A 19,967-nucleotide genomic window follows, 5' to 3' on the forward strand; every position below is an offset into this window, starting at 1 on the left:
GGCTGAACATCAAGCCGGGCGATGACACCTTTCGGGTAGCTCCATCTCTCGCCAAACTGTGCAATCATAGCCGCGCTCAACGCAAAAGCCCCGGAGACATCTCCGGGGCTTTCGTCGTTTCGCCGCTTGCCGCGCGATGCAGCTACGTCCGCGTCCGCATCCGCATCATGAAGCTGTCGAAGCTGAGCTCCGCGACCTGCATCCAGGCCAGCGACTCGCTGCGATAGGCGGTGAGGCTCGCATACATCTTGGCAAAATGCGGGTTGCTCTTGGCGAGATCGGCGTAGACCCCATTGGCCGCGCCGTAGCAGGCTTCGAGCACCTCCTGCGGGAACGGCTTGAGGATCGCACCGGCAGCCAGCAGACGCTTCAGCGCCGGCGGATTGACCGAATCGTACTTGCCCGTCACCCAGGTGAAGGTGTCCAGCGATGCCGCGCTGATTGCGGCCTGATAGTGCTTCGGCAGCGCATTCCACTTTTCGAGGTTCATGAGGTTGTGGCCCTGACCGGTGCCTTCCCACCACCCCGGATAATAGTAGTACTTCGCCACCTTCACGAAGCCGAGCTTCTCGTCGTCATACGGCCCCACCCATTCGGCCGCGTCGATCGTGCCCTTCTCCAGCGCTGGGTAGATGTCGCCGGCCGCGATCTGCTGCGGCACGCCACCGAGCTTCGAGATGATGGTGCCCGCGAAGCCGCCGACGCGGAATTTCAGCCCCTTGAGATCATCGACGGTCTTGATCTCCTTGCGGAACCAGCCGCCCATCTGGGCGCCGGTCGAGCCTGTGGGCACGCCGATCGCGTTATGCTCCTTCAGGAGCTCGTTCAGCATGTCCTGACCACCGCCCCAGATCAGCCAGGAAATGTGCTGGCGCGTGTTGAGCCCGAACGGCAGCGATGTGCCGAAAGTGAAGGCGGGATTCTTGCCCCAATAATAATAGAGCGCGGTATTGCCGATCTCCACGGTGCCGTTCGAGACCGCGTCGAGCACCTGCAATCCCGGGACGATTTCGCCGGCGGCGAAGGGCTGGATCTGGAATTTATTGTCGGTGATCTCGGCGACGCGCTTGCAGAAATATTCGCAGCCGCCATAGAGCGTATCCAGAGATTTCGGCCAGCTCGCCGCTAGGCGCCACTTCACCTCGGGCATCGATTGCGCGATAGCCGGTGCAGCAACTGCGCTTGCGGCAAGGCCCAGCCCGCCTGCCGTCAGGAATTTACGACGTTCCATGCATTCCCTCCTGTGATGTCGAGTCCTCGACGAGGGGATCGCGATCTTGGCGCCGCTTTGTCTTCGTCGCTGGCTGACGTTTCTTGGTGTCCGAAATTCAAATGTCCCGGATCGCGGTCAGGATGGCGAAAGGGCAGCAGCAAAGCAAGCGCACATTTGGTTGCGCTGCCGGCGAGGCCCTCAATGCTGCGCTGCGAACGCGGCCTCCATGGCCTTGCGTGTTTTCACCGTCTCGTTTCCCGCATCGAACTCGACGTCGCTCCAGCGCACCACCGCGCCATGCGCGACGTCATGCCTCAGCTTCACGCCGTGCGCGAGGCCGATCGGCAGCGCGCCGGTCTTCAGGCTCGCGGCCGCCGGTACCAGCTTGCCCCACACGGTGTAGCCGCCTTCGCCATCCAGCATCTCGCCGGCGCGCAAATTGCGTTTTGCCACAGCCGCGACATCGCCGCGGAAGCCGTTAGCTTGTCCGGTCGGCTCACCCCGCAGCGCCGCCGACAGCACCGAGATGTTCAGCTCCAGCCCGATCAGATGATAGGGCTTGTACATCGCCGCGAAACGACCGCTGGCGTCGGTCTTCAGGCCGTATTGCCTGAAGCAATCGGCAGCATAATCGTTCGGTGCCTCCAGCACGACATAGACGCCCCAACGCAGGTCGCGAAACACCGGCCGGCCGTCGCGCTCGAGTGAAGAGACCACTTCCACCACGCCCGATCGCTCCAGCACGCCGCCGCGCGAGCGCGGCCGCATGATGTGCGGCAGATCGTCAACGCCGCAGGGCGGAAACAGCAAGCCGTCGGCGGGCACGTCGAGGGTGCAGGCATTGGCGATCGCGGCCATCTCGATCGCCGACTTGGTGCCGTCCAGGAAGGAGTTGAACATCTGCGGATTCATGCCGGCCGACTGCGCTTCGCTCGCGGTGAGGCCGTAATGCTGCCAGACGCCATCAGGCGTCACGTCGTGATAGGCCGGCAGATATTTTGTGCCCTTGCCGGCAGCGACGACGTGGAATCCCGTCGCGCGCGCCCAATCCACCATCTCCGCCGTCAGCGCCGGCTGATCGCCATAGGCGAGCGAATAGACCACGCCCGCTTTTCGCGCTTCCTCGGCGAGCAGGGGGCCCGCCAGCACGTCGGCCTCGACATTGACCATCACGATATGCTTGCCCGCCACAATCGCAGCGCGCGCATGCTTGATGCCGACGGCGGGATTGCCGGTCGCTTCCACCACCACGTCTATCGCGCCGCCGGCGATGGCGCGCGCACCGTCATCGGTGAACGTGGTCGCGGCGATGCGGTCTGTATCCCAGCCGACAGTGCGGCAGGCCTCGCGTGCCCGGTCGCGGTCGATGTCGACGATGACAGGCACCTCCAGTCCCGGCGTGTGCGGCACCTGCGACAAAAACATCGAGCCGAATTTCCCGGCGCCGATCAGCGCGACGCGAACGGGTTTGCCGGCGGACGCGCGAGCTTGCAGGAGGCGGAAGAGGTTCATGTGGGTGTCCGAGAGTGCGTTGGCTGTTGCGCGACGCGAAGTGCGAAGTATCAACGTTCGTCATTCCGGAGCGACGCGTCAGCGTCGAAGCCCGGAATCCATCGGGCCGCAGAAACTGCGGATAAATGGATTCCGGGCTCGCGACTTCGGAATGACAGGTTACTCCGCCGCCTGTCGCGGCGCACGTGCGAGCCGCAGCAGCGCGTCGTCATCCACCGTCTTGATCGGCGTGAAATCGCGATGTGCGATGTAGTCCGGCCGCGTCGGGGTGCGGATGTAGTTCGAGACCGCGTTCAGCGTCAGATACACGATCTTGCGCGGATAGGGCGTGATGTTGCCGCTCGAACCGTGCACGAGATTGCCATGGAACATCAGCATGCCGCCGGGCTTGCCCGTGGGCGCCACGATGCCGCCCTGCTTGACGAGGCGCGTCACGGTGTCCTCGTCCAGCGTCCACAGCGGGTAGGACGTGGTGGCGAGGTCATGCGAGGCTTCGAGATCGCCGGCGTTCTGGCTGCGTGGCACCAGCATCAGCGGGCCGTTGATCGGCATCACTTCGTCGAGGAAGATCGCGATGTTCATCGCGCGCGGCTCCGGCATGCCGTCGTCGCGCTTCCAGGTGCCGTAATCCTGGTGCCACTGCCAGACGTCGCCGGTGAAGGCCGATTTCGCGTTGATCTTGAACTGGTGCATGTAGACCGGCTCGCCGAACACCTGCTCGACCGGCTCGATCATGCGCGGATGCGCGCCCAGGATGCCGAAGGCCTCGTTGTAGAGATGCGCGGCAAAGGCGGTGCGCGGCGCGCCGCTCTTCTCGCGCCAGACCTCCGGCCGGTTGGCGTCGTAGATGCCGACCGCCTCGCGCGCGAGCAGTTCGACCTCCTCCGGCCTGAACAATTCGGGCAGGAACAGCCAGCCCTCGCGGTGGAAGAACTCCAATTGCTCCTGAGACAGTTTCATGGGGCGTCCTCCTTGGTTTTGTTTATTTGTTTTCTCTCTCGTCATGCCCGGGCTTGTCCCGGGCATCCACGTTCTTCGTCGAGCAAAGGCGTGGATGGCCGGGTCAAGCCCGGCCATGACGGCGCAGGTGCAAATGACTACGCCGCCGCCTCTTCCGTTGCCCTCAATCTCTCCTCGGTCATCCGTCCCGCCGTCTGCGCATGCGCCAGCGCCGCGCGTTCGGCGGCGTTCGCATCGCCCGCGAGAATGTGTTTGGCGATATCGGCATGCTCCGCCCAGGCGCTGCCGCGATAGTCGAGCTCGGACAGCACCGTCGCCATCGAGCGGCGCATGTGCGGCCATTGCGGCGCCATCGTCTCCTCGATCACGGGATTGCCGGCGAGCTGATAGATCGCGCGGTGAAAATCGACGTCGAGCACGATGAGCTCAGCAAGCGTCGTGTTGCGATCGATGCGGCGTCCGGCCGCAAGCGCCGCCTCCAGCCGCGCGCGAGCCGCGGCGTCAGTGGCTGCGCGCTCGGCGGCAAGCCGGGCGGCCAGCGCATCGATGGCGCCGCGCACCTCGTAGAGCTGGCGGATGCGTGAGGGGTCGAGCTGGGTCACCTCAAAGCCGCGCTTGCCGCTCTCGGCGACAAGGCCCTGCCGGTGCAACAGATGCAGTGCGTGCGACACCGGCTGGCGCGAGACGCCGAGCTTGTCGGCGAGCTCGTTCTGCCGGATGCGCTGTCCGGGCTGAAGGGTCCGGTCGGAGATCGCCTCCAGGATCCGGGCGTAGACCTGGTCGATCAGGTTCGGGAGCGGGTCGAGAGGGATCACGCCGGCAGCTCCGAGAGGCGCAAGAGGGAATACGGAATTCCGTATTCGAAGCTACGCCGCGGGGTCGACCGCGTCAAGCGGTACCGGAGGGTGGCCCCGACCTTCCTTTCGGAAGTTGCTAAGCTGTTGATATTGCTAGGGTCGTCTACTGTGCATGGGGTTGTTCTTCGAGAAAAATGATCTGGCCTGGGGCGATGCCATCTAGCGCTCGAGCACCTCCACATCGAGCGTCGCAATTCGCTCGGCATCGGCCGTAGCATCGATCCCGGCGATCCGGCCGTCCCTGAAGCTGACGCGCAGCGCGATGCGCAGCTGGCCGCCGAGAACGACGGCGACGCCCATTTCGCCATCGACCAGCGCGGCCCGTGCCGCCTGAGCGCGGCCCTTGAAGGTCTGCGCGACCGCGTCCGCGCCGCGGATCTCGGGCAGCGAGCCGAGCCGCACCGCGGCCTGGTCGGCGCGGAATACGACGTCGGGATCGAGCACCGCCAGCAGGCCCTCGAAATCGCCCTCGCGCGAAGCTTTGAGGAAGGCATCGACGACTCCGCGCTGGCGCGACAGATCCGTCTCCGGCACCGGCGCGCCCTGCACGCGCCGCCGCGCACGACTCGCCAGCTGCCGCGAGGCGTCAACGGAGCGGCCGACGATCGGCGCGATCTCCTCGAAGGGAACGGCGAACATGTCGTGCAGGACGAAGGCAAGCCGCTCCGCCGGCTGCAATGTCTCCAGCACGACCAGCAGTGCCGCGCCGACGGAATCGGCCATCTCCGCCTCGCGCTCCCGCGTCTCGTCGACCGGCTCGGGCACGTGCGGACCCATCGGCTCTTCCTTGCGCGACTTCCGTGCGCGCAGCATGTCGAGGCAGATTCGCGCCACCACAGTGGTCAGCCAGCCGCGCAGGTTCGCCACATCGGACATGTCGTAGCGGCTGACCCGCAGCCAGGCCTCCTGCACGGCATCCTCGACCTCAGCGCGGGAGCCCAGCATCCGGTAGGCGACCGCGCGCAGATGGTCCCGGCTGGCCTCGAACTGGCGGGTGAGAAGATTTTCTTCAGTCATCGGTCACATTCCCTCATCGCGATCCGTCATGCCCATGACGAAGCCAATCCGGTCGATGTGACCGGAACCTTCGAAATTCTCGAACGGAGACGCAAAATGATGCACGCACGTATGAACCATCCGGTCATGGTCCTGCCGGAGGCGATGAATGTCCTTCAGTCCCTCGGCAATTTGACCAAACAGGTCCTGCCGGAAAAGCTCCTGGAACTGGTGCACCTGCGCGCCAGCCAGATCAATGGCTGCAGCGTCTGCGTCGACATGCATCCGAAGGTCGCGCGCAAGCTCGGTGAGACCGATGAACGCCTGTTCGCCGTGTCCGCCTGGCGCGAGGCGCCCTATTTCACCGAAGCCGAACGCGCGGCGCTGGCGCTGACCGAGGCGGTCACGCGTCTTGCCGATCGCGAGGATCCCGTGCCGGATGCGATCTGGAACGCGGCCGCCAAGCATTTTGACGAGCGCGAGCTCGCCACGCTGATCCTCTCGATCGCAACGATCAACGTCTGGAACCGGCTGAACGCGACGATCAAGATGCCGGTCGGCGTTTGGAAGGTGTGAGCACGTGTGAGGGAGGCACTGACCGTGCACTCCCTCGCCCCGCACGTGGGAAGAGGCAACGAGAGCGCCTACTCCGCCAAGAACCTGTTCACTGCCTCGCCGAACTCCAGCGGCGCCTGTTCGAACATCCAGTGGCCGGCGTTCGGGATCACCGCTGTCTTGCTGCCTTCGATGTGTTCGGCCAGCACGCGCCACATCACCGACAGGCTTCCCGTCGTCGTGCCGCCGCCGATCAGCAGCGTCGGCGTCCTGATCGCCTGCGCATCAGCGAGTGTGTAGGGCCTGCGCTGCTCGTTGATCTGGCCGAGGAAGGTCAGTGCGTTGTCGCGGAGTTGCTGCTTGGCCGCCGCCGGCACGCGGCGCCAGGAGCCGGCGCCCTCGATGCCTTCGTAAAAATTCTGCAGCGCGCCCTCGATGTCGCCGGCGCGGATCATCTCGACCGATCGCGCGGTGCGTGCGGCGAGCGGCGGATGCGTCGGTGTGCCTGTGGGAACCGGCAAGCTGGCATCGAGATCGCCGCCCGGTTCGGCCAGCACCAGTTTTCGCAACAGATCCGGTCGGGCCTGCGCCACGCGGAAGGCGATGTGGCCGCCGCGCGAATGTCCCATCAGATCGACCGGTCCGGGCTGGACGTGCTCGATGAAGGCGATCGTATCAGCGACATGCTGGGCCATCTTGTAGTCGTCGCCGACGGCATCCCAATGCTCCGGAAAGAAGCGCCGCAGGCTGACCGAGATCACCCGATGGTTCTTCGACAGCGGGCCGAGCACCGAATACCAGGTGCGGAAATCCCCGAGCGTGCCGTGCACGCAGACCAGCGGCGGGCCGTCTCCGACTTCGAGATAGGCCATGTCGTAACTGTTGACGCGAAATGTCTGCATGGGTCAGCTCGCCAGAAAATCCAGCACCACTTCGGAGTATTTTTGCGGTGCCTGCTCGAACATCGGGTGCGTCGCGTTCGGGATGACCGCCGTCTTTGAATAAGGCACATGCGCCGCGAGCGCGTGCAGCACCTTCGGCAGCAGGCCCTTGGTCCGCGCGCCCAGGATGAACAGCGTCGGCATTTTGATGGACTCCGCGTCCGCCTTCGAGAACGGCGGGCGATTGTCGCGGACCTGGCCGATCAGCGTCATCGCGTTGTCGCGCAAATTCTGCTTCACCATCGCCGGCAGTCGCGGCCAGGTGCCGGGGCCCTCCAGCGTGTCGACGAAGACGGCAAGGCCGCCGTCGACGTCGCCGGCTGCGATCTTCTCGGCCGAGGCCGAGAACCGCGCCAGCAGCGGCGAGGGGCCGCCGACATGATCGGGATCGAGGCTTGCATCGAGCTCGCCGCCGGGCTCGGCCAGGATCAGCCGCCGGAGCAGGTCCGGCCGCGCCTGCGCCACGCGGAAGCAGATGTGCCCGCCGCGGGAATGTCCCATCAGGTCGACCGGCCCGAGGTCGAGCTTCTCGATGAAGGCGATGACGTCGTCGACATGCTGGGCAATCGAATAGGTGTCACCGAGGCCGTCCCATTGCGCCGGGAAGAAGTGCCTCAAGCTGACAGCGATCACCCGGTGTCGCTGCGTCAGCGGTCCGAGCACGCAACCCCAGATGCGGAAGTCCGAGAGCGAGCCGTGCACGCAGACCAGCGGCGGGCCGCCTTTGTCCTCGCCCACGTCGAGATAGGGCATGTCGTATCCGTTGACGTGGAGGCTTTGCATTCTGGGCTCGCGCGAAGGAACAGGAACTCCTGTGCAAGATTCCCGGAAACCGGGTGGATCGCAACTATTTCCAAGCCTAGATTTCGCAGGAGATCAAAGAGGGGGCCTGCGACGAGAAGCAAGCCAGGAACCAAGCCATGACCGACCAGCATTTTGCCCTGTTCGACACCAGGATCGGCCTGTGCGCCATCGCCTGGGGCCCGCGCGGCATCAACGGCACGCAATTGCCGATGGGCGGCGAGCAGAAGATCCGCACCCGTATCCATCAGCGCCATGCCGAGGCGACCGAAGCCGAGCCCACAGCCGAGGTGCAGCGGGCGATCGACCGCATCGTCAAGCTGCTCGCGGGCGAGCCGGATGATCTCACCGACATCCCGCTCGATCTCGACGGCGTGCCCGAGTTCAATCGCGGCGTCTACGACATCGCCCGCACCATCCCGCCCGGCAAGACCATGACCTATGGCGACATTGCGAAGCAACTCGGCGGCGTCGAACTGTCGCGCGACGTCGGCCAGGCGCTCGGCCGCAACCCGTGCCCGATCGTCGTGCCCTGCCATCGCGTGCTGGCGGCCGGCAACAAGCCCGGCGGCTTCTCGGCGAATGGCGGCGTGGTGACGAAGCTGAAGATGCTCGAGATCGAAGGCGCGCTGGTGAACCACACGCCGAGCCTGTTTGATTGAGGTTGCGGGACGCGGAGGGTGGGTTAGCCGAAGGCGTAACCCACCTCTTCCGCCTCCGTGGAGACAAACAGTGGCGGGTTACGCTACGCTAACCCACCCTACGAACCCCCGCTAAATCTTCGCCGCCGTCTTCGGCCAATACTTGTCGCGCAGATGGCGTTTCACCAGCTTGCCCGTGGGCGTGCGCGGCAGCTCGGCCTCGAAATCGATCGAGCGCGGACACTTGATGGCGGAGAGGCGGTCCTTGCAATAGGCGATCAACTCGGCCCCAAGCGCCTTGCCGGCACGGCTCATGTCGTGCGGCTGCACCACCGCCTTCACCTCTTCGCCCATCTCCTCGTTCGGCACGCCGAACACGGCGACGTCGGCGACGTCAGGATGGGTGATGAGCACGTCCTCGGTCTCCTGCGGGTAGATGTTCACCCCGCCGGAGATGATCATGTAGGACTTGCGATCGGTGAGATAGAGGAAGCCGTCCTTGTCGAGATAACCGACGTCGCCGAGCGTCGACCAGCCCTTTGCGTTGTAGGCCTTCTTCGTCTTTTCGGGATCGTTGTGATAGGTGAAGGCCGGCGCGTCGGCGAAGTAGACGGTGCCGATCTCGCCCACCGGCTGCTCCTCGTCGTTCTCGTCCAGAATCTTCACCTTGCCGACCACGGCGCGGCCGACACTGCCGCGGTGCGTCAGCCAATCTTTCGAGCTGCAGACGGTGACGCCGTTGCCTTCCGAGCCGGCATAATACTCGATCAGGATCGGTCCCCACCATTCGATCATCTTGGCTTTGACGTCGACGGGGCAGGGTGCGGCGGCGTGGATCGCGCCCTCCAGCGTGGAGACATTGTATTTGGCGCGCACCTCGTCCGGCAGCTTCAGCATCCGCACGAACATGGTCGGCACCAGCTGCGACTGCGTGACCTTGTATTTCTCGACGAGCTTCAAAAATTCCTCGGCATCAAAATGCTCCATGATGATGGAGGTGCCGCCGAGCACGACTGCCATCATGTTGAAGCGCAATGGGGCCGCGTGATAGAGCGGCGCCGGAGAAAGGTAGATTGTGTCGGCGTTCATGCCGCACATGTTGGCGCAGAGCACGCGCAGGAATGCGTTCGGCTCGTCGATCGGCTTGCCCTCGAACGCCTTCTTGACGCCTTTGGGGCGGCCCGTGGTGCCGGACGAATACAGCATGTCGTAGCCGGCGACCTCGTCCGCGATCGGCGTCGTAGGCTGCGCGCCTGCTTCCTTGTCGTAGGAGCGGAAGCCCGGTAGCGGCTCGTCCATCATGTAGAAGATCGGCTCGCCGGCAGCGCCCTTGATCAGGCCCTTGATCTGGTCGGCGCATTTCGGCGTGGTGATCACGACCTTGGCGCCGCAATCCTTGACGATGTAGTCGATCTCGTCTTGCTTCAGATAGCGGCTGATCCCGGTGTAATAGAGCCCGCTGCGCTGTGCCGCCCAGCAGATCTCCATGAAGGCGAGCCGGTTCTCCATCAACAGCGCGATGTGGTCGCCGGCCTTGAGACCAAGCGAGCGGAAGAGATGCGCGCCCTGGTTCGAGAGTTCGTCGAGCTCGCGATAGGTGATCGCCTTGCCGGTGCCGGCCATCTGATAGGCGATCTTGTTCGGCGTTGTCTTCGCGTAGACGGATGGATGAGTCATGAAAGTTGGTCTCGCAACAACAAAGGTGTCATCCCGGCGAAAGCCGGGATCCACAACCACCGAACTAAATTGTTGAAACGCGGTGTCGCCCCAGCTCGCCCCTACCACAGACTCTTGTGGTTATGCGTCCCGGCTTTCGCCGGGACGACACCTTTAGTGTGGCAACTGCAACGGCGCTTACAGCCGCTCCACGATCGTGACGTTGGCCATGCCGCCGCCCTCGCACATGGTCTGGAGGCCGTAGCGCTTGCCGCGCTGATGCAGGGCGTGGACCAGCGTGGTCATCAGCTTGGTGCCGGAGCCGCCGAGGGGGTGGCCGAGCGCGATCGCACCGCCGTTGACGTTGAGACGCTCCGGATCGGCGCCGGTGGTCTTGAGCCAGGCGGTCGGTACCGAGGCAAAGGCCTCGTTGACCTCAAACAGATCGATGTCGCCGATCTTCATGCCGGCCTTCTCCAGCGCGCGCTTGGTCGCGTGCAGCGGAGCGTCCAGCATGATGACGGGATCGCCGCCGGTCATGGTCATGTGGTGGATGCGCGCGAGCGGCTTGACCCCGAGCTGCTTTAGGCCGCGCTCATTCACCACCATGACGCCGGAGGCGCCGTCGCAGATCTGGCTGGCGCTCGCCGCTGTGAGCTTGCCGTTCTCGGCGATCAGCTTGACACCCCTGATGCCTTCGATCGTTGCATCGAAACGGATGCCTTCGTCGATGTGATGGGTGTCCTTGCTGCCGTCGGCGCGGGTGATCTCCAGCGGCACGATCTCCTTCTTGAAGTGACCCGCTTGCGTCGCCGCGATCGCGCGCTGATGGCTGCCAAAGGAGTATTCGTCGAGCTCATCCTTGGAGAGGCCGTACTTCTCCGCCATCATCTCCGCGCCGGTGAACTGGCTGAACATGATGTTCGGATATTTCTTCTCGATACCCGGGCTCTTGTAATTGCCAAAACCGTTCTTGGCCGGGAGCTGTGACGACAGGCCCATTGGCACCCGCGTCATCGATTCCACGCCGGCGGCGATCACCACGTCCATCGCGCCGGACATCACAGCTTGCGCGGCGAAGTGCAGCGCCTGCTGCGAGGAGCCGCACTGGCGGTCGATCGAGGTGCCCGGCACGCTCTCCGGCAGTTTTGACGCCATCACCGCGTTGCGTGCGATGTTGTTGGACTGCTCGCCGACCTGCATCACGCAGCCCATGATCACGTCCTCGACCAGGGCTGGATCGACCTTGGTGCGGTCGACCAGCTCGTCCAGCACCTTGGCGGCGAGATCGGCCGGATGCCAGCCGGCGAGGCGGCCCCCCTTGCGCCCGCCGGCGGTGCGCGCAGCGGCGACGATGTAAGCCTCGGCCATGTCGGTTTCTCCCTGAATTCTTGATTGGGTTGGTTGTCGGGGACGGATTTAAGGGACGCGAGATCGTTTAGTCAATCGATCAATTAACTCTTGTGATAGGGCGCTGCTTGGGCTTATCTGCGCGCCTCACGAGGCATGTTCAGGGATCTCTGTGGCTACCAGCGTACCGACCAAGCTCCCCAGCGGGAAGAATTCCACGGCAGAGAAATTGCTCGTGGCCGCGAGCGAGCTGATGATCGAACGCTCCTCGATCGAGATCTCGCTCTCCGACATCGCCCAGAAGTCCGGCGCCAATGCCGCGCTGGTCAAATACCATTTCGGTAACAAGGACGGCCTGCTGCTGGCGCTGCTGGAGCGCAACGCCGCGACCGAACTGTCCAATCTCGAATATCTGCTGGCGCAGCCGATCACGCCGACCGCTAAGCTGAAGCTGCATATCGGCGGTATCATCCGCGCCTATTACCGGTTCCCCTATATGAACCGGCTGATCCACTATCTCCTGCATGAGACCAAGCCGGAATGCGCAGATGAGGTGTCGAAATTCTTCGTCGCGCCGCTGCTGGACTTCCACCGCCGCCTGCTCGCCGACGGCGTCAGCCGCGGCGAGTTCCGCGCCACCGATCCTGTGCTGTTCTACACCAGCCTGATCGGCGCTTGCGATCACCTGTTCTTCGGCCGGCACGCAATGTCTCGCGCGACCGGCGTCGGCCCGGTCACCGACGAAGTCTGCCGGCAATACATCAAGCACATGGAAACGCTGATTTGCGGCGGCATCCTCACGCAAGCCGAGGAAGCTGCCGCGGCCGGATGATCCGGCTGAACCTTCAAGTCCAGAGAAGAAACGCCCAAGGAAAGGTACAAGCGATGCAGTTGAAAGACGTAGCCGTTCTCATCACCGGCGGCGGTTCGGGCCTGGGTGCCGCGACCGCCCGCGCCATGGCCGCCAAGGGCGCCAAGATCGGCGTGATCGACCAGAGCAAGGAAAACGCCGAGAAGGTCGCCGCCGAGGTGAAGGGCGTCGCGCTCCATGCCGACGTCACCAGCGAGGAGCAGATCAAGGCGGCGATCGCCAAGGCGGAAGCCGCGCATGGCGTCGCGCGCGTGCTGATGAACTGCGCCGGCATAGGCGGCTCGCAGCGCATCGTCGGTCGCGACGGCGTCTACCCGCTGGAAAAGTTCGCGCGCATCATCAATGTCAATTTGATCGGCACGTTCAACTGCCTGCGGCTGTTCGCCGAGCGTCTCGTCACGATCGAGCCGGTCGGTGAAGAGCGCGGCGTCATCGTCAACACCGCGTCGGTCGCCGCTTACGAAGGTCAGATCGGCCAGATCGCCTATTCGGCGTCGAAGGGCGGCGTCGTTGGCCTGACGCTGCCGGCGGCGCGCGACCTCGCCAGCCAGAAAATCCGCGTCAACACCATCGCGCCCGGCTTGTTCTTCACACCGCTGCTGATGGGCCTCAACGAAGAGGCCCGCAAGAGCCTCGGCGCGCAGGTGCCGCATCCCTCGCGTCTCGGCGATGCCGCCGAATACGGCATGCTCGCGGTCCACATCGTCGAGAACCCGATGCTCAACGGCGAGACCATCCGCCTCGACGGCGCCATTCGCATGGCGCCGCGGTAAGCGGCGCTTCTTACCCTCCCCTGGAGGGGGAGGGTCGGCGCGAAGCGCCGGGGTGGGGTGATCTCTCCACTCGGGCACTGTTCGGTGGGGAGAGACTGTCACCCTACCCCGTCTCACATTTCGCTGCGCGCAATGTGAGCCGACCCTCCCCCTCCAGGGGAGGGTGGCAGTCCGGCCCATGACCGATGTGCGAGGTCCCATGTCCCAACCGCTGCTGATCGAGCATGACGACGGCGTCGACCGGGTGACGCTCAATCGTCCTGACAGCCTCAACGCGCTCGATCCCGCGCTGATCGATGCTCTCAACGTCTATTTCCAAAGCCTGCAGCGCAACCGCGACACGCGCGTGGTGGTGTTGCGCGGCGCCGGCAAGAATTTCTGCGCGGGCCTCGATCTCAAGGCCGCAATGGCGCGCCGCGCTGGTCAGCAGGAGCCACCCGGTGTGACCGAGTCGCTCGACTCGCAGCGGCGCATCGCCGACATCGTGATGCTGATGCGGCGTTGCCCGCAGCCGATCCTGGCACTGGTGCAGGGCGCCGCGGCCGGTGGCGGCTTCGCGCTGGCGCTGGCGTCCGACATCCGCATTGCGACGACATCGGCGCGGATGAACTGCGCTTTCATCAAGCTCGGCCTCGGCGGCTGCGACATCGGCACCAGCTATTTCCTGCCGCGCCTCGTCGGTGTGTCCGTGGCATCGGAATTGATCCTGACCGGGCGCTTCATCGGCGCTGAGCGCGCGCTGGCGGTCGGGCTTGTCTCGGAGGTCGTCGACGAGGACAAGCTCGATGACGCGGCCGCGCCTTATATCGACGCGATGATGACGGCCTCGCCCGTGGGGCTGCGTCTGTCCAAGGAATGTCTCAACATGAGCGTCGATGCCGGTTCGCTGGAAGCTGCGATTGCGATGGAGGACCGCAACCAAGTCCTGTGCAGTCGTTCCGAGGAGTTTTCGGAAGGCATCAGGGCCTTCCTTGAGAAGCGAAAGCCTGTCTATATCAAGCGCTGAACGAGAATGATCCGCAAAGGACAATAATTCCGGGAGACGCAAAATGAGTGGAAGCGCGGCGGCAGTAATGACGAAGCCCGCCTTTCGCAAGGTCCAGTGGCTCGCGCGCGACATCGAGGTCGAGCGCCGTGGCGACGGCACGCTGGTGCTGAAGTCGCGCATTCCGCTGCAAGCTTACGAGAAGCATATCCCGGCGTCGCTGGCGAAGTGGGCGAAGGAAGCGCCCGAGCGCATCTGGCTTGCGCAGCGTGGCGGCCCGAACCGCGAATGGAGAAAAGTCTCCTACAGCGAAGCCAAGCGGACCGCCGATGCACTGACGCAAGGCTTGCTCAATCTCGGGCTTGACGGTCGCCCGGTTGCGATCCTCTCCGGCAATTCGATCGAGCATGCGCTGATGACGCAGGCCGCGATGCAGGCGCGCGCGCCGGCGGCACCGGTATCGCCGGCCTACTCTTTGATGAGTCACGATCACGTCAAGCTGAAATACCTGTTCGACCTGATCAAGCCGGCCGTCGTGATGGTGCAGGACGGCCCGACCTTCGAGAAGGCCCTGAAGGCGCTCGATCTCACCGGCGTCACCGTCGTTCATGTCGTGCGACCCTGCGACGGCATCAAGAGCGTCAGCTTTGCCGAGCTCGCGGCGACGCCGGTCACGAGGGATGTCGAGACGTCGATCGCGAAGATCACGCCGCAGACCATCGGCAAGCTGCTCTTCACCTCCGGCTCGACCGGCATGCCCAAAGCCGTCATAAACACCCAGGAGATGATGTGCGCCAATGCGGCCATGATGATGCAGGTGCGGCCGCGTACGCCGGGCGGCCCGCTGCCGACCGTGCTCGACTGGATGCCCTGGAATCACACCATGGGCGGCAATGCGGCATTCCACCCCGTGCTGGTCGAAGGCGGTACGCTCCATATCGACGACGGCCGGCCGGTGCCGGGCCAGTTCGAGGAGACCTTGCGTAATTTGCACGAGATCTCGCCGACCTATTACGCCAACGTGCCGGCCGGCTATGCCGCGCTCGCGGCGGCGATGGAGAAGGACGACGCGCTGTGTCGCTCCTTCTTCAAGAACCTCTCGATCATGGCTTATGGCGGTGGCGGCTGCCGGACGATCTCTACGACCGCATGCAGGCGCTGGCGGTGAAGACGACCGGCGAGCGCATCGTGTTCTACACCGGGTGGGGCTCGACCGAGACCGCGCCGACCTCGACCGGCACCTATTGGGACACCGAGCGCGTCGGCCTGATCGGCCTGCCGTTCCCCGGAGTCGAACTGAAGATGGTGCCGTGCGGCTCGAAATACGAGCTGCGCCTGCGCGGCGTCAACGTCACATCAGGCTATTTCGGCCAGCCGGAGCTGACGAAGAAGATGTTCGACGAGGAAGGCTTCTACTGTATCGGCGATGCCGGCATTTTCGTCGACGATGCCGATCCGGTGCAGGGCATCATCTTTGCCGGGCGCGTGGTGGAGGATTTCAAGCTCACCACGGGCACCTTCGTGCATGTCGGCTCGCTCCGTACCGATGCGATCGCGGTGACGACGCCCGTCGTGCATGACGCGCTGGTCGCGGGACAGGATCGCGCCTTCATCGGCCTGCTTGCCTGGCCAAACCTGCATGCCTGCCGCCAGCTCGTCGGCAATCCTGACCTGAGCTTTGCGGATGCGGTGAAGCACCCTGAGATCATGGCCTGCTTCAGGCGCGGGCTGGAGACGCACAACCGAGAGTGCGAAGGCGCCAGCAGTCGCGTCATCGCGCGCGCCATGTTGATGGTCGAACCGCCTTCGATCGACGGCAACGAGCTCACCGACAAGGGTTATATCAACCAGCGCGCCGGCTTAGAGCGCCGCGCAGCGCTGGTGGAGCGGCTTTATGCGGACAAGCCGGATGAAGATGTGATCGTGCTGCGATGAATGCACAACTCTCTCACCTCGTCATTCCCCGGGGGCGCGCAGCGCGAACTTTGATGCGCAATTGCGCATCAGCGAATCCATCGGGCCGCATTGACGCGGTGGAATGGATTCCGGGCTCGCGACTTCGTTGCGCCCCAGAATGACGGCATCAATGAATGACAACGAATAAAAAGGTAGCCCGCCATGAACTTCGATTTCTCCGACGACCAGAAGCAGCTCCGCGACCAGGCGCGCAAATTCCTCACCGAGAAGTGCTCGCCCAAGGCGGTGCGCATCGTGCTCGACGGCAAGGCGCCCTATGACAAGGCACTTTGGAAGGGTCTCGCCGAAATGGGATTTCTCGGCGTCGCGATCCCGGAAGAATTCGGCGGTGCGGGTGCCGGTCATCTCGAGCTCTGCGTGATCGCGGAGGAGATGGGCCGGGCCAATGCGCCGGTGCCGTTCTCCTCGACCGTGTATCTTGCCGCCGAAGCGCTGCTGATCGCCGGCAGCGACGCGCAAAAGAAGAAGTGGCTGCCCGCGATTGCTTCGGGCGAAGCGATCGGCACGCTGGCGCTGTTCGAGGGCAAGGGCAATCCGTCACCGAAGAATGTGAAGGTGACGGCCGCGAATGGCATGCTCAACGGCGTCAAGAAGCCGGTGGCCGATGGCGCCATCGCCGACTTCGCCGTGGTTGCCGCGCGCACGGGATCGAGTGGACGTGAGAATGATATCTCGCTGTTCTTGGTCGATCTCAAAGACGCGGGTGTTGAGGTGAAAAGTCTCACCAATCTCGACCCTACCCGTGGGCAGGCCGAGATCTCCTTCAAAGACTGCAAGGCCGAGCCGCTAGGTGCTGCCGGCGACGGCTGGAGCATCCTCACCCAGGTGCTCGACCGCGCCGCGGTGTTGTGCGCGTTCGAGCAGGTCGGCGGCGCCGACCGCGCCCTGGAGATGGGCCGAGACTACGCGCTCGACCGCATCGCCTTCGGCCGTCAGATCGGTTCGTTCCAGGCCATCAAGCACATGCTCGCCGACATGTATGTCTCGGCGACGCTGGCACGCTCCAACAGCTATTACGGTGCCTGGGCGCTCTCGACCAACGCTGCCGAATTGCCGGAAGCGGCGGCGGCCGCGCGGATCAGCGCGACGCAGGCCTTCCAGCACTGTGCCAAGAACAACATCCAGGTTCACGGCGGCATGGGTTTTACCTGGGAATTCGACTGCCACATGTACTACCGCCGCGCCAACGCCATGGCGCTCGGGCTCGGCAGCCTCACCTATTGGGAAGACCAGTTGATCGACCGCATGCGGAAGAAGAACGCGGCGTAAGCGAGGAGCAACGTTATGAACTTCGACGACACCCCGCAGGAAGCCGAATTCCGCGCCACCGCCCGCGCCTGGATCGGTGCCAACGCACCCAAGCAATACGAGGACGAGCTGCGCAAATCCTCGCTCGGCCGCACGCAGCTCAAGAACGCGAACATTCTCGAGGTCGCAAAGGCCTGGCAGAAGAAGAAGGCCGATGCCGGCTGGGCCTGCTTGCATTGGCCGAAGGAATATGGCGGCCGCGGGTCGTCGCCGATCGAGCGGGTGATCTGGCAGCAGGAGGAGGGTCCGTTCGGAAAGCTCTCCCACATGTTCATCATCGGCCACGGCATGTGCGGGCCGACCATGATGGCGTTCGCGCGCGAGGAGCATAAGCGGGCCTATCTGCCGCCGCTTGCCTCCGGCGAGAAGGTGTGGTGCCAGCTGTTTTCCGAGCCAGCCGGCGGCTCGGACGTCGCGGGCCTGCGCACGCGTGCCGAGAAGGACGGTGACGAGTGGGTCATCAACGGGCAGAAGATCTGGACCTCGGGCGCGCATTACTCGGACTACGGCATTCTCCTGACCCGTACCGACCCCACCGTGCCCAAGCACAAGGGCCTCACCATGTTCTTTCTGGACATGAAGAGTCCGGGCGTCGAGGTCAGGCCGATCAAGCAGGCGAGCGGCGCCTCCGATTTCAACGAAGTCTATTTCACCAATGTCCGCATCCCTGACCACCAGCGCCTCGGCGAAGTCGGTGACGGCTGGAACGTCTCGCTGACCACGCTGATGAACGAGCGCATGTCGATCGGCGCCGGCGTTTCGACCGGCTTTCCGGAGCTGTTCGAGTATTGCTCCAGCCTGATGCTCGACGATGGACCTGCGATCGAGGATCGCGCGGTGCGCGCGAAGCTCGCGAACTGGGCGGTGAAGGCGAGCGGCCTGCGCTACACCAGCATGCGCGCGATCTCGGCGCTGTCGAAGGGCGAGCGGCCGGGTCCGGAGAATTCCATCGGCAAGCTGGTGGCGGGCTCCATGATCCAGGACGTCGCGACCTACGCGCTGGATCTGCAAGGCGCGGCTGGCGTCGTCAGCGGCCCCGAAGACGCCGAAGTGGCTGGCCGCTTCCAGGCGATGCTGCTGCGCGCACCGGGTACGCGCGTCGAAGGCGGCACCGACGAGATCATGCGCAACATCATCGCCGAGCGGGTGCTGGGCCTGCCGGGCGATATCCGTGTCGACAAGGACGTGCCGTTCAACAAGATCCCGACGAAGGGAAGAGGTTAGAGGTCCGCCATGAATTTCGACGATACGCCGCAAGAAGCCGGATTCCGCGAGACCGCGCGCAAATGGGTCGAGGCTAACGCGCCGAAGGAGCTGCATGCCGAGCTGTCAAAATCCTCGCTCGGCCGCATCCGGCTTGCCAAGCAGGACATCGTCGATGTCGGCAAGGCCTGGCAGAAGAAGAAGTTCGAAGCGGGCTGGGCCTGCCTGCACTGGCCGAAGGAATATGGCGGCCGCGGCGCGACGCCGATCGAGCGGGTGATCTGGCAGCAGGAAGAGGGCGTCTACGGCAAGCTGACCCAGCCGTTCCAGATCGGCGAGGGCATGTGCGGCCCGACCGTGATGGCCTTCGGCAGCGAGGACGCCAAGCGCCGGTATCTGCCGAAGCTCGCCTCGGGCGAGGAGATCTGGTGCCAGCTGTTCTCGGAGCCGTCGGCCGGCTCCGACGTTGCGGGTCTGCGCACCCGCGCGGAGAAGAAAGGCGACAACTGGATCGTCAACGGCCAGAAGATCTGGACCTCCGGCGCACATTACTCGGACTACGGCCTCTTGATTGCGCGCACCGATCCTGATGTCCCAAAACACAAGGGCCTCACCATGTTCTTCCTGGACATGAAGAGCCCGGGCGTCGAGGTGCGTCCGATCAAGCAGGCCAACGGCATGCAGGAGTTCAACGAGGTCTATTTCACCGACGTCGTGATCCCCGACAGCCAGCGCCTCGGCGCCGTCGGCGAGGGCTGGAGCGTGTCGCTGACCACGCTGATGAACGAGCGCATGTCGATCGGCGCGCGGCTCGCAACCGGCGTGCCAGAAATGTTCGAGTTCTGCTCGAATCTGATGTTGGAGGATGGGCTTGCGATCGATGATCCGGCGGTGCGCTCAAAGCTTGCGAGCTGGGCGGTGAAGTCGAGCGGGCTGAAATACACCAGCTACCGCGCGATCTCGGCGCTGTCGAAGAGCGAGCGGCCGGGCCCGGAGAATTCTATCGGCAAGCTGGTGTCAGGCATGATGCTCCAGGACATCGCCACTTATGCCATGGACCTGCAGGGCGCAGCCGGCGTTCTCACCGGCAGCGACGAGGAGACGTTGCAGGGCCAATTCCAGCAGATGCTGCTGTCCTCGCCTTCGATGCGCATCGCCGGCGGCACTGACGAAATTTTACGCAACATCATCGCCGAGCGGGTACTGGGTCTGCCAGGTGACATCCGCGTCGACAAGGACGTGCCGTACAACAAGATCCCGACCAAGGGACGTTGATCTCACCTCTCGCTGTATCTTGTAGGGTGGGCAAAGCGAAGCGTGCCCACCATATGCAGATGCTCCGGGGTAAGTCTGTCGGTGGGCCCGGCG

Annotated in this window: 18 protein-coding genes and 1 pseudogene (1 of these 19 only partly in view); 10 read left to right on the forward strand and 9 right to left on the reverse strand. The window is 64.3% G+C overall.

Translation table 11 applies throughout. The features are described 5' to 3' along the window. A protein-coding gene (locus XH85_RS06565; RefSeq protein WP_128936665.1) for an IS481 family transposase crosses the window boundary here: on the forward strand, window positions 1-6 show its final stretch. Its footprint begins 1,164 nt before the window's first position; only the last 6 of its 1,170 coding nucleotides appear in the window; the start codon falls outside the window, past its left edge; the stop codon is at window positions 4-6. A 136-nt stretch (window positions 7-142) separates the two neighbouring features. On the opposite strand, the gene XH85_RS06570 is transcribed toward XH85_RS06565, so the two are convergent. The 5 genes from XH85_RS06570 to XH85_RS06590 form a co-directional block, all read right to left on the reverse strand. After that, window positions 143-1,231 carry a TRAP transporter substrate-binding protein gene (locus XH85_RS06570; RefSeq protein WP_128931236.1) on the reverse strand — a complete coding sequence of 363 codons (1,089 nt, stop codon included), beginning with the start codon at window positions 1,229-1,231 and terminating at the stop codon, window positions 143-145. 180 nt (window positions 1,232-1,411) lie between these two features. Next, complete coding sequence (locus XH85_RS06575; protein WP_128931237.1) at window positions 1,412-2,725, reverse strand: NAD(P)H-dependent oxidoreductase; 1,314 nt, start codon at window positions 2,723-2,725, stop codon at window positions 1,412-1,414. 159 nt (window positions 2,726-2,884) lie between these two features. Then, on the reverse strand, window positions 2,885-3,685 hold the full coding sequence (locus XH85_RS06580) for a phytanoyl-CoA dioxygenase family protein (RefSeq protein ID WP_128931238.1): 801 nt from the start codon (window positions 3,683-3,685) through the stop codon (window positions 2,885-2,887). 137 nt (window positions 3,686-3,822) lie between these two features. Next, window positions 3,823-4,500, reverse strand: a complete 678-nt coding sequence (locus XH85_RS06585; protein WP_128931239.1) for a GntR family transcriptional regulator — start codon at window positions 4,498-4,500, stop codon at window positions 3,823-3,825. 201 nt (window positions 4,501-4,701) lie between these two features. Further along, on the reverse strand, window positions 4,702-5,559 hold the full coding sequence (locus tag XH85_RS06590) for a sigma-70 family RNA polymerase sigma factor (RefSeq protein ID WP_128931240.1): 858 nt from the start codon (window positions 5,557-5,559) through the stop codon (window positions 4,702-4,704). 99 nt (window positions 5,560-5,658) lie between these two features. On the opposite strand from XH85_RS06590, the gene XH85_RS06595 reads away from it, so the two are divergent. After that, window positions 5,659-6,114, forward strand: coding sequence for a carboxymuconolactone decarboxylase family protein (locus tag XH85_RS06595; protein WP_128937126.1), 456 nt, complete (start codon window positions 5,659-5,661; stop codon window positions 6,112-6,114). Between the two features lie 68 nt (window positions 6,115-6,182). Here the strand turns inward: XH85_RS06595 and XH85_RS06600 are convergent, their stop codons facing one another. Both XH85_RS06600 and XH85_RS06605 read right to left on the reverse strand, forming a co-directional pair. After that, the gene (locus tag XH85_RS06600) at window positions 6,183-6,995 is read right to left on the reverse strand and encodes an alpha/beta fold hydrolase (RefSeq protein ID WP_128931241.1); all 813 of its coding nucleotides are present in this window, start codon (window positions 6,993-6,995) and stop codon (window positions 6,183-6,185) included. A gap of 3 nt (window positions 6,996-6,998) precedes the next feature. Further along, window positions 6,999-7,817 carry an alpha/beta fold hydrolase gene (locus tag XH85_RS06605; protein ID WP_128931242.1) on the reverse strand — a complete coding sequence of 273 codons (819 nt, stop codon included), beginning with the start codon at window positions 7,815-7,817 and terminating at the stop codon, window positions 6,999-7,001. A 137-nt stretch (window positions 7,818-7,954) separates the two neighbouring features. Here XH85_RS06605 and XH85_RS06610 point away from each other — a divergent pair, with 137 nt between their 5' ends. Continuing rightward, window positions 7,955-8,497: a methylated-DNA--[protein]-cysteine S-methyltransferase gene (locus XH85_RS06610; RefSeq protein ID WP_128931243.1), complete on the forward strand. Its 543-nt coding sequence runs from the start codon at window positions 7,955-7,957 to the stop codon at window positions 8,495-8,497. 111 nt (window positions 8,498-8,608) lie between these two features. Here the strand turns inward: XH85_RS06610 and XH85_RS06615 are convergent, their stop codons facing one another. Further along, entirely contained in the window at window positions 8,609-10,153 is a 1,545-nt protein-coding gene (locus tag XH85_RS06615) for an acyl-CoA synthetase (protein WP_164940588.1), read from the reverse strand. A 177-nt stretch (window positions 10,154-10,330) separates the two neighbouring features. Further along, on the reverse strand, window positions 10,331-11,503 hold the full coding sequence (locus XH85_RS06620; protein WP_128931245.1) for an acetyl-CoA C-acetyltransferase: 1,173 nt from the start codon (window positions 11,501-11,503) through the stop codon (window positions 10,331-10,333). 151 nt (window positions 11,504-11,654) lie between these two features. On the opposite strand from XH85_RS06620, the gene XH85_RS06625 reads away from it, so the two are divergent. The 7 genes and pseudogenes from XH85_RS06625 to XH85_RS06655 all read left to right on the forward strand — a co-directional run bounded on the left by XH85_RS06625 (window position 11,655) and on the right by XH85_RS06655 (window position 19,874). Next, the gene (locus XH85_RS06625; protein WP_206734307.1) at window positions 11,655-12,314 is read left to right on the forward strand and encodes a TetR family transcriptional regulator; all 660 of its coding nucleotides are present in this window, start codon (window positions 11,655-11,657) and stop codon (window positions 12,312-12,314) included. A 53-nt stretch (window positions 12,315-12,367) separates the two neighbouring features. Then, window positions 12,368-13,126, forward strand: coding sequence for an SDR family NAD(P)-dependent oxidoreductase (locus tag XH85_RS06630; RefSeq protein ID WP_128931247.1), 759 nt, complete (start codon window positions 12,368-12,370; stop codon window positions 13,124-13,126). A gap of 199 nt (window positions 13,127-13,325) precedes the next feature. Next, window positions 13,326-14,132, forward strand: a complete 807-nt coding sequence (locus tag XH85_RS06635; protein ID WP_128931248.1) for an enoyl-CoA hydratase/isomerase family protein — start codon at window positions 13,326-13,328, stop codon at window positions 14,130-14,132. Window positions 14,133-14,175: 43 nt separating this feature from the next. After that, a pseudogene (locus XH85_RS06640) lies at window positions 14,176-16,046 on the forward strand (AMP-binding protein). Between the two features lie 183 nt (window positions 16,047-16,229). After that, window positions 16,230-17,357, forward strand: coding sequence for an acyl-CoA dehydrogenase family protein (locus XH85_RS06645; protein ID WP_128931249.1), 1,128 nt, complete (start codon window positions 16,230-16,232; stop codon window positions 17,355-17,357). A 15-nt stretch (window positions 17,358-17,372) separates the two neighbouring features. Beyond that, window positions 17,373-18,620: an acyl-CoA dehydrogenase gene (locus tag XH85_RS06650; protein ID WP_128931250.1), complete on the forward strand. Its 1,248-nt coding sequence runs from the start codon at window positions 17,373-17,375 to the stop codon at window positions 18,618-18,620. Window positions 18,621-18,629: 9 nt separating this feature from the next. Continuing rightward, complete coding sequence (locus XH85_RS06655) at window positions 18,630-19,874, forward strand: acyl-CoA dehydrogenase (protein WP_128931251.1); 1,245 nt, start codon at window positions 18,630-18,632, stop codon at window positions 19,872-19,874. Window positions 19,875-19,967: the final 93 nt, after the last annotated feature.

The organism is Bradyrhizobium zhanjiangense, from assembly GCF_004114935.1.
Classification (GTDB): domain Bacteria; phylum Pseudomonadota; class Alphaproteobacteria; order Rhizobiales; family Xanthobacteraceae; genus Bradyrhizobium; species Bradyrhizobium zhanjiangense.

Coding starts and splice junctions, on each gene's coding strand:
- XH85_RS06655 (WP_128931251.1), top strand. CDS start 18,630: ATGAATTTCGACGATACGCCGCAAGAAGCCGGATTCCGCGAGACCGCG.
- XH85_RS06590 (WP_128931240.1), bottom strand. CDS start 5,559: ATGACTGAAGAAAATCTTCTCACCCGCCAGTTCGAGGCCAGCCGGGAC.
- XH85_RS06610 (WP_128931243.1), top strand. CDS start 7,955: ATGACCGACCAGCATTTTGCCCTGTTCGACACCAGGATCGGCCTGTGC.
- XH85_RS06630 (WP_128931247.1), top strand. CDS start 12,368: ATGCAGTTGAAAGACGTAGCCGTTCTCATCACCGGCGGCGGTTCGGGC.
- XH85_RS06650 (WP_128931250.1), top strand. CDS start 17,373: ATGAACTTCGACGACACCCCGCAGGAAGCCGAATTCCGCGCCACCGCC.
- XH85_RS06600 (WP_128931241.1), bottom strand. CDS start 6,995: ATGCAGACATTTCGCGTCAACAGTTACGACATGGCCTATCTCGAAGTC.
- XH85_RS06645 (WP_128931249.1), top strand. CDS start 16,230: ATGAACTTCGATTTCTCCGACGACCAGAAGCAGCTCCGCGACCAGGCG.
- XH85_RS06635 (WP_128931248.1), top strand. CDS start 13,326: ATGTCCCAACCGCTGCTGATCGAGCATGACGACGGCGTCGACCGGGTG.
- XH85_RS06570 (WP_128931236.1), bottom strand. CDS start 1,231: ATGGAACGTCGTAAATTCCTGACGGCAGGCGGGCTGGGCCTTGCCGCA.
- XH85_RS06580 (WP_128931238.1), bottom strand. CDS start 3,685: ATGAAACTGTCTCAGGAGCAATTGGAGTTCTTCCACCGCGAGGGCTGG.
- XH85_RS06595 (WP_128937126.1), top strand. CDS start 5,659: ATGCACGCACGTATGAACCATCCGGTCATGGTCCTGCCGGAGGCGATG.
- XH85_RS06575 (WP_128931237.1), bottom strand. CDS start 2,725: ATGAACCTCTTCCGCCTCCTGCAAGCTCGCGCGTCCGCCGGCAAACCC.
- XH85_RS06620 (WP_128931245.1), bottom strand. CDS start 11,503: ATGGCCGAGGCTTACATCGTCGCCGCTGCGCGCACCGCCGGCGGGCGC.
- XH85_RS06605 (WP_128931242.1), bottom strand. CDS start 7,817: ATGCAAAGCCTCCACGTCAACGGATACGACATGCCCTATCTCGACGTG.
- XH85_RS06615 (WP_164940588.1), bottom strand. CDS start 10,153: ATGACTCATCCATCCGTCTACGCGAAGACAACGCCGAACAAGATCGCC.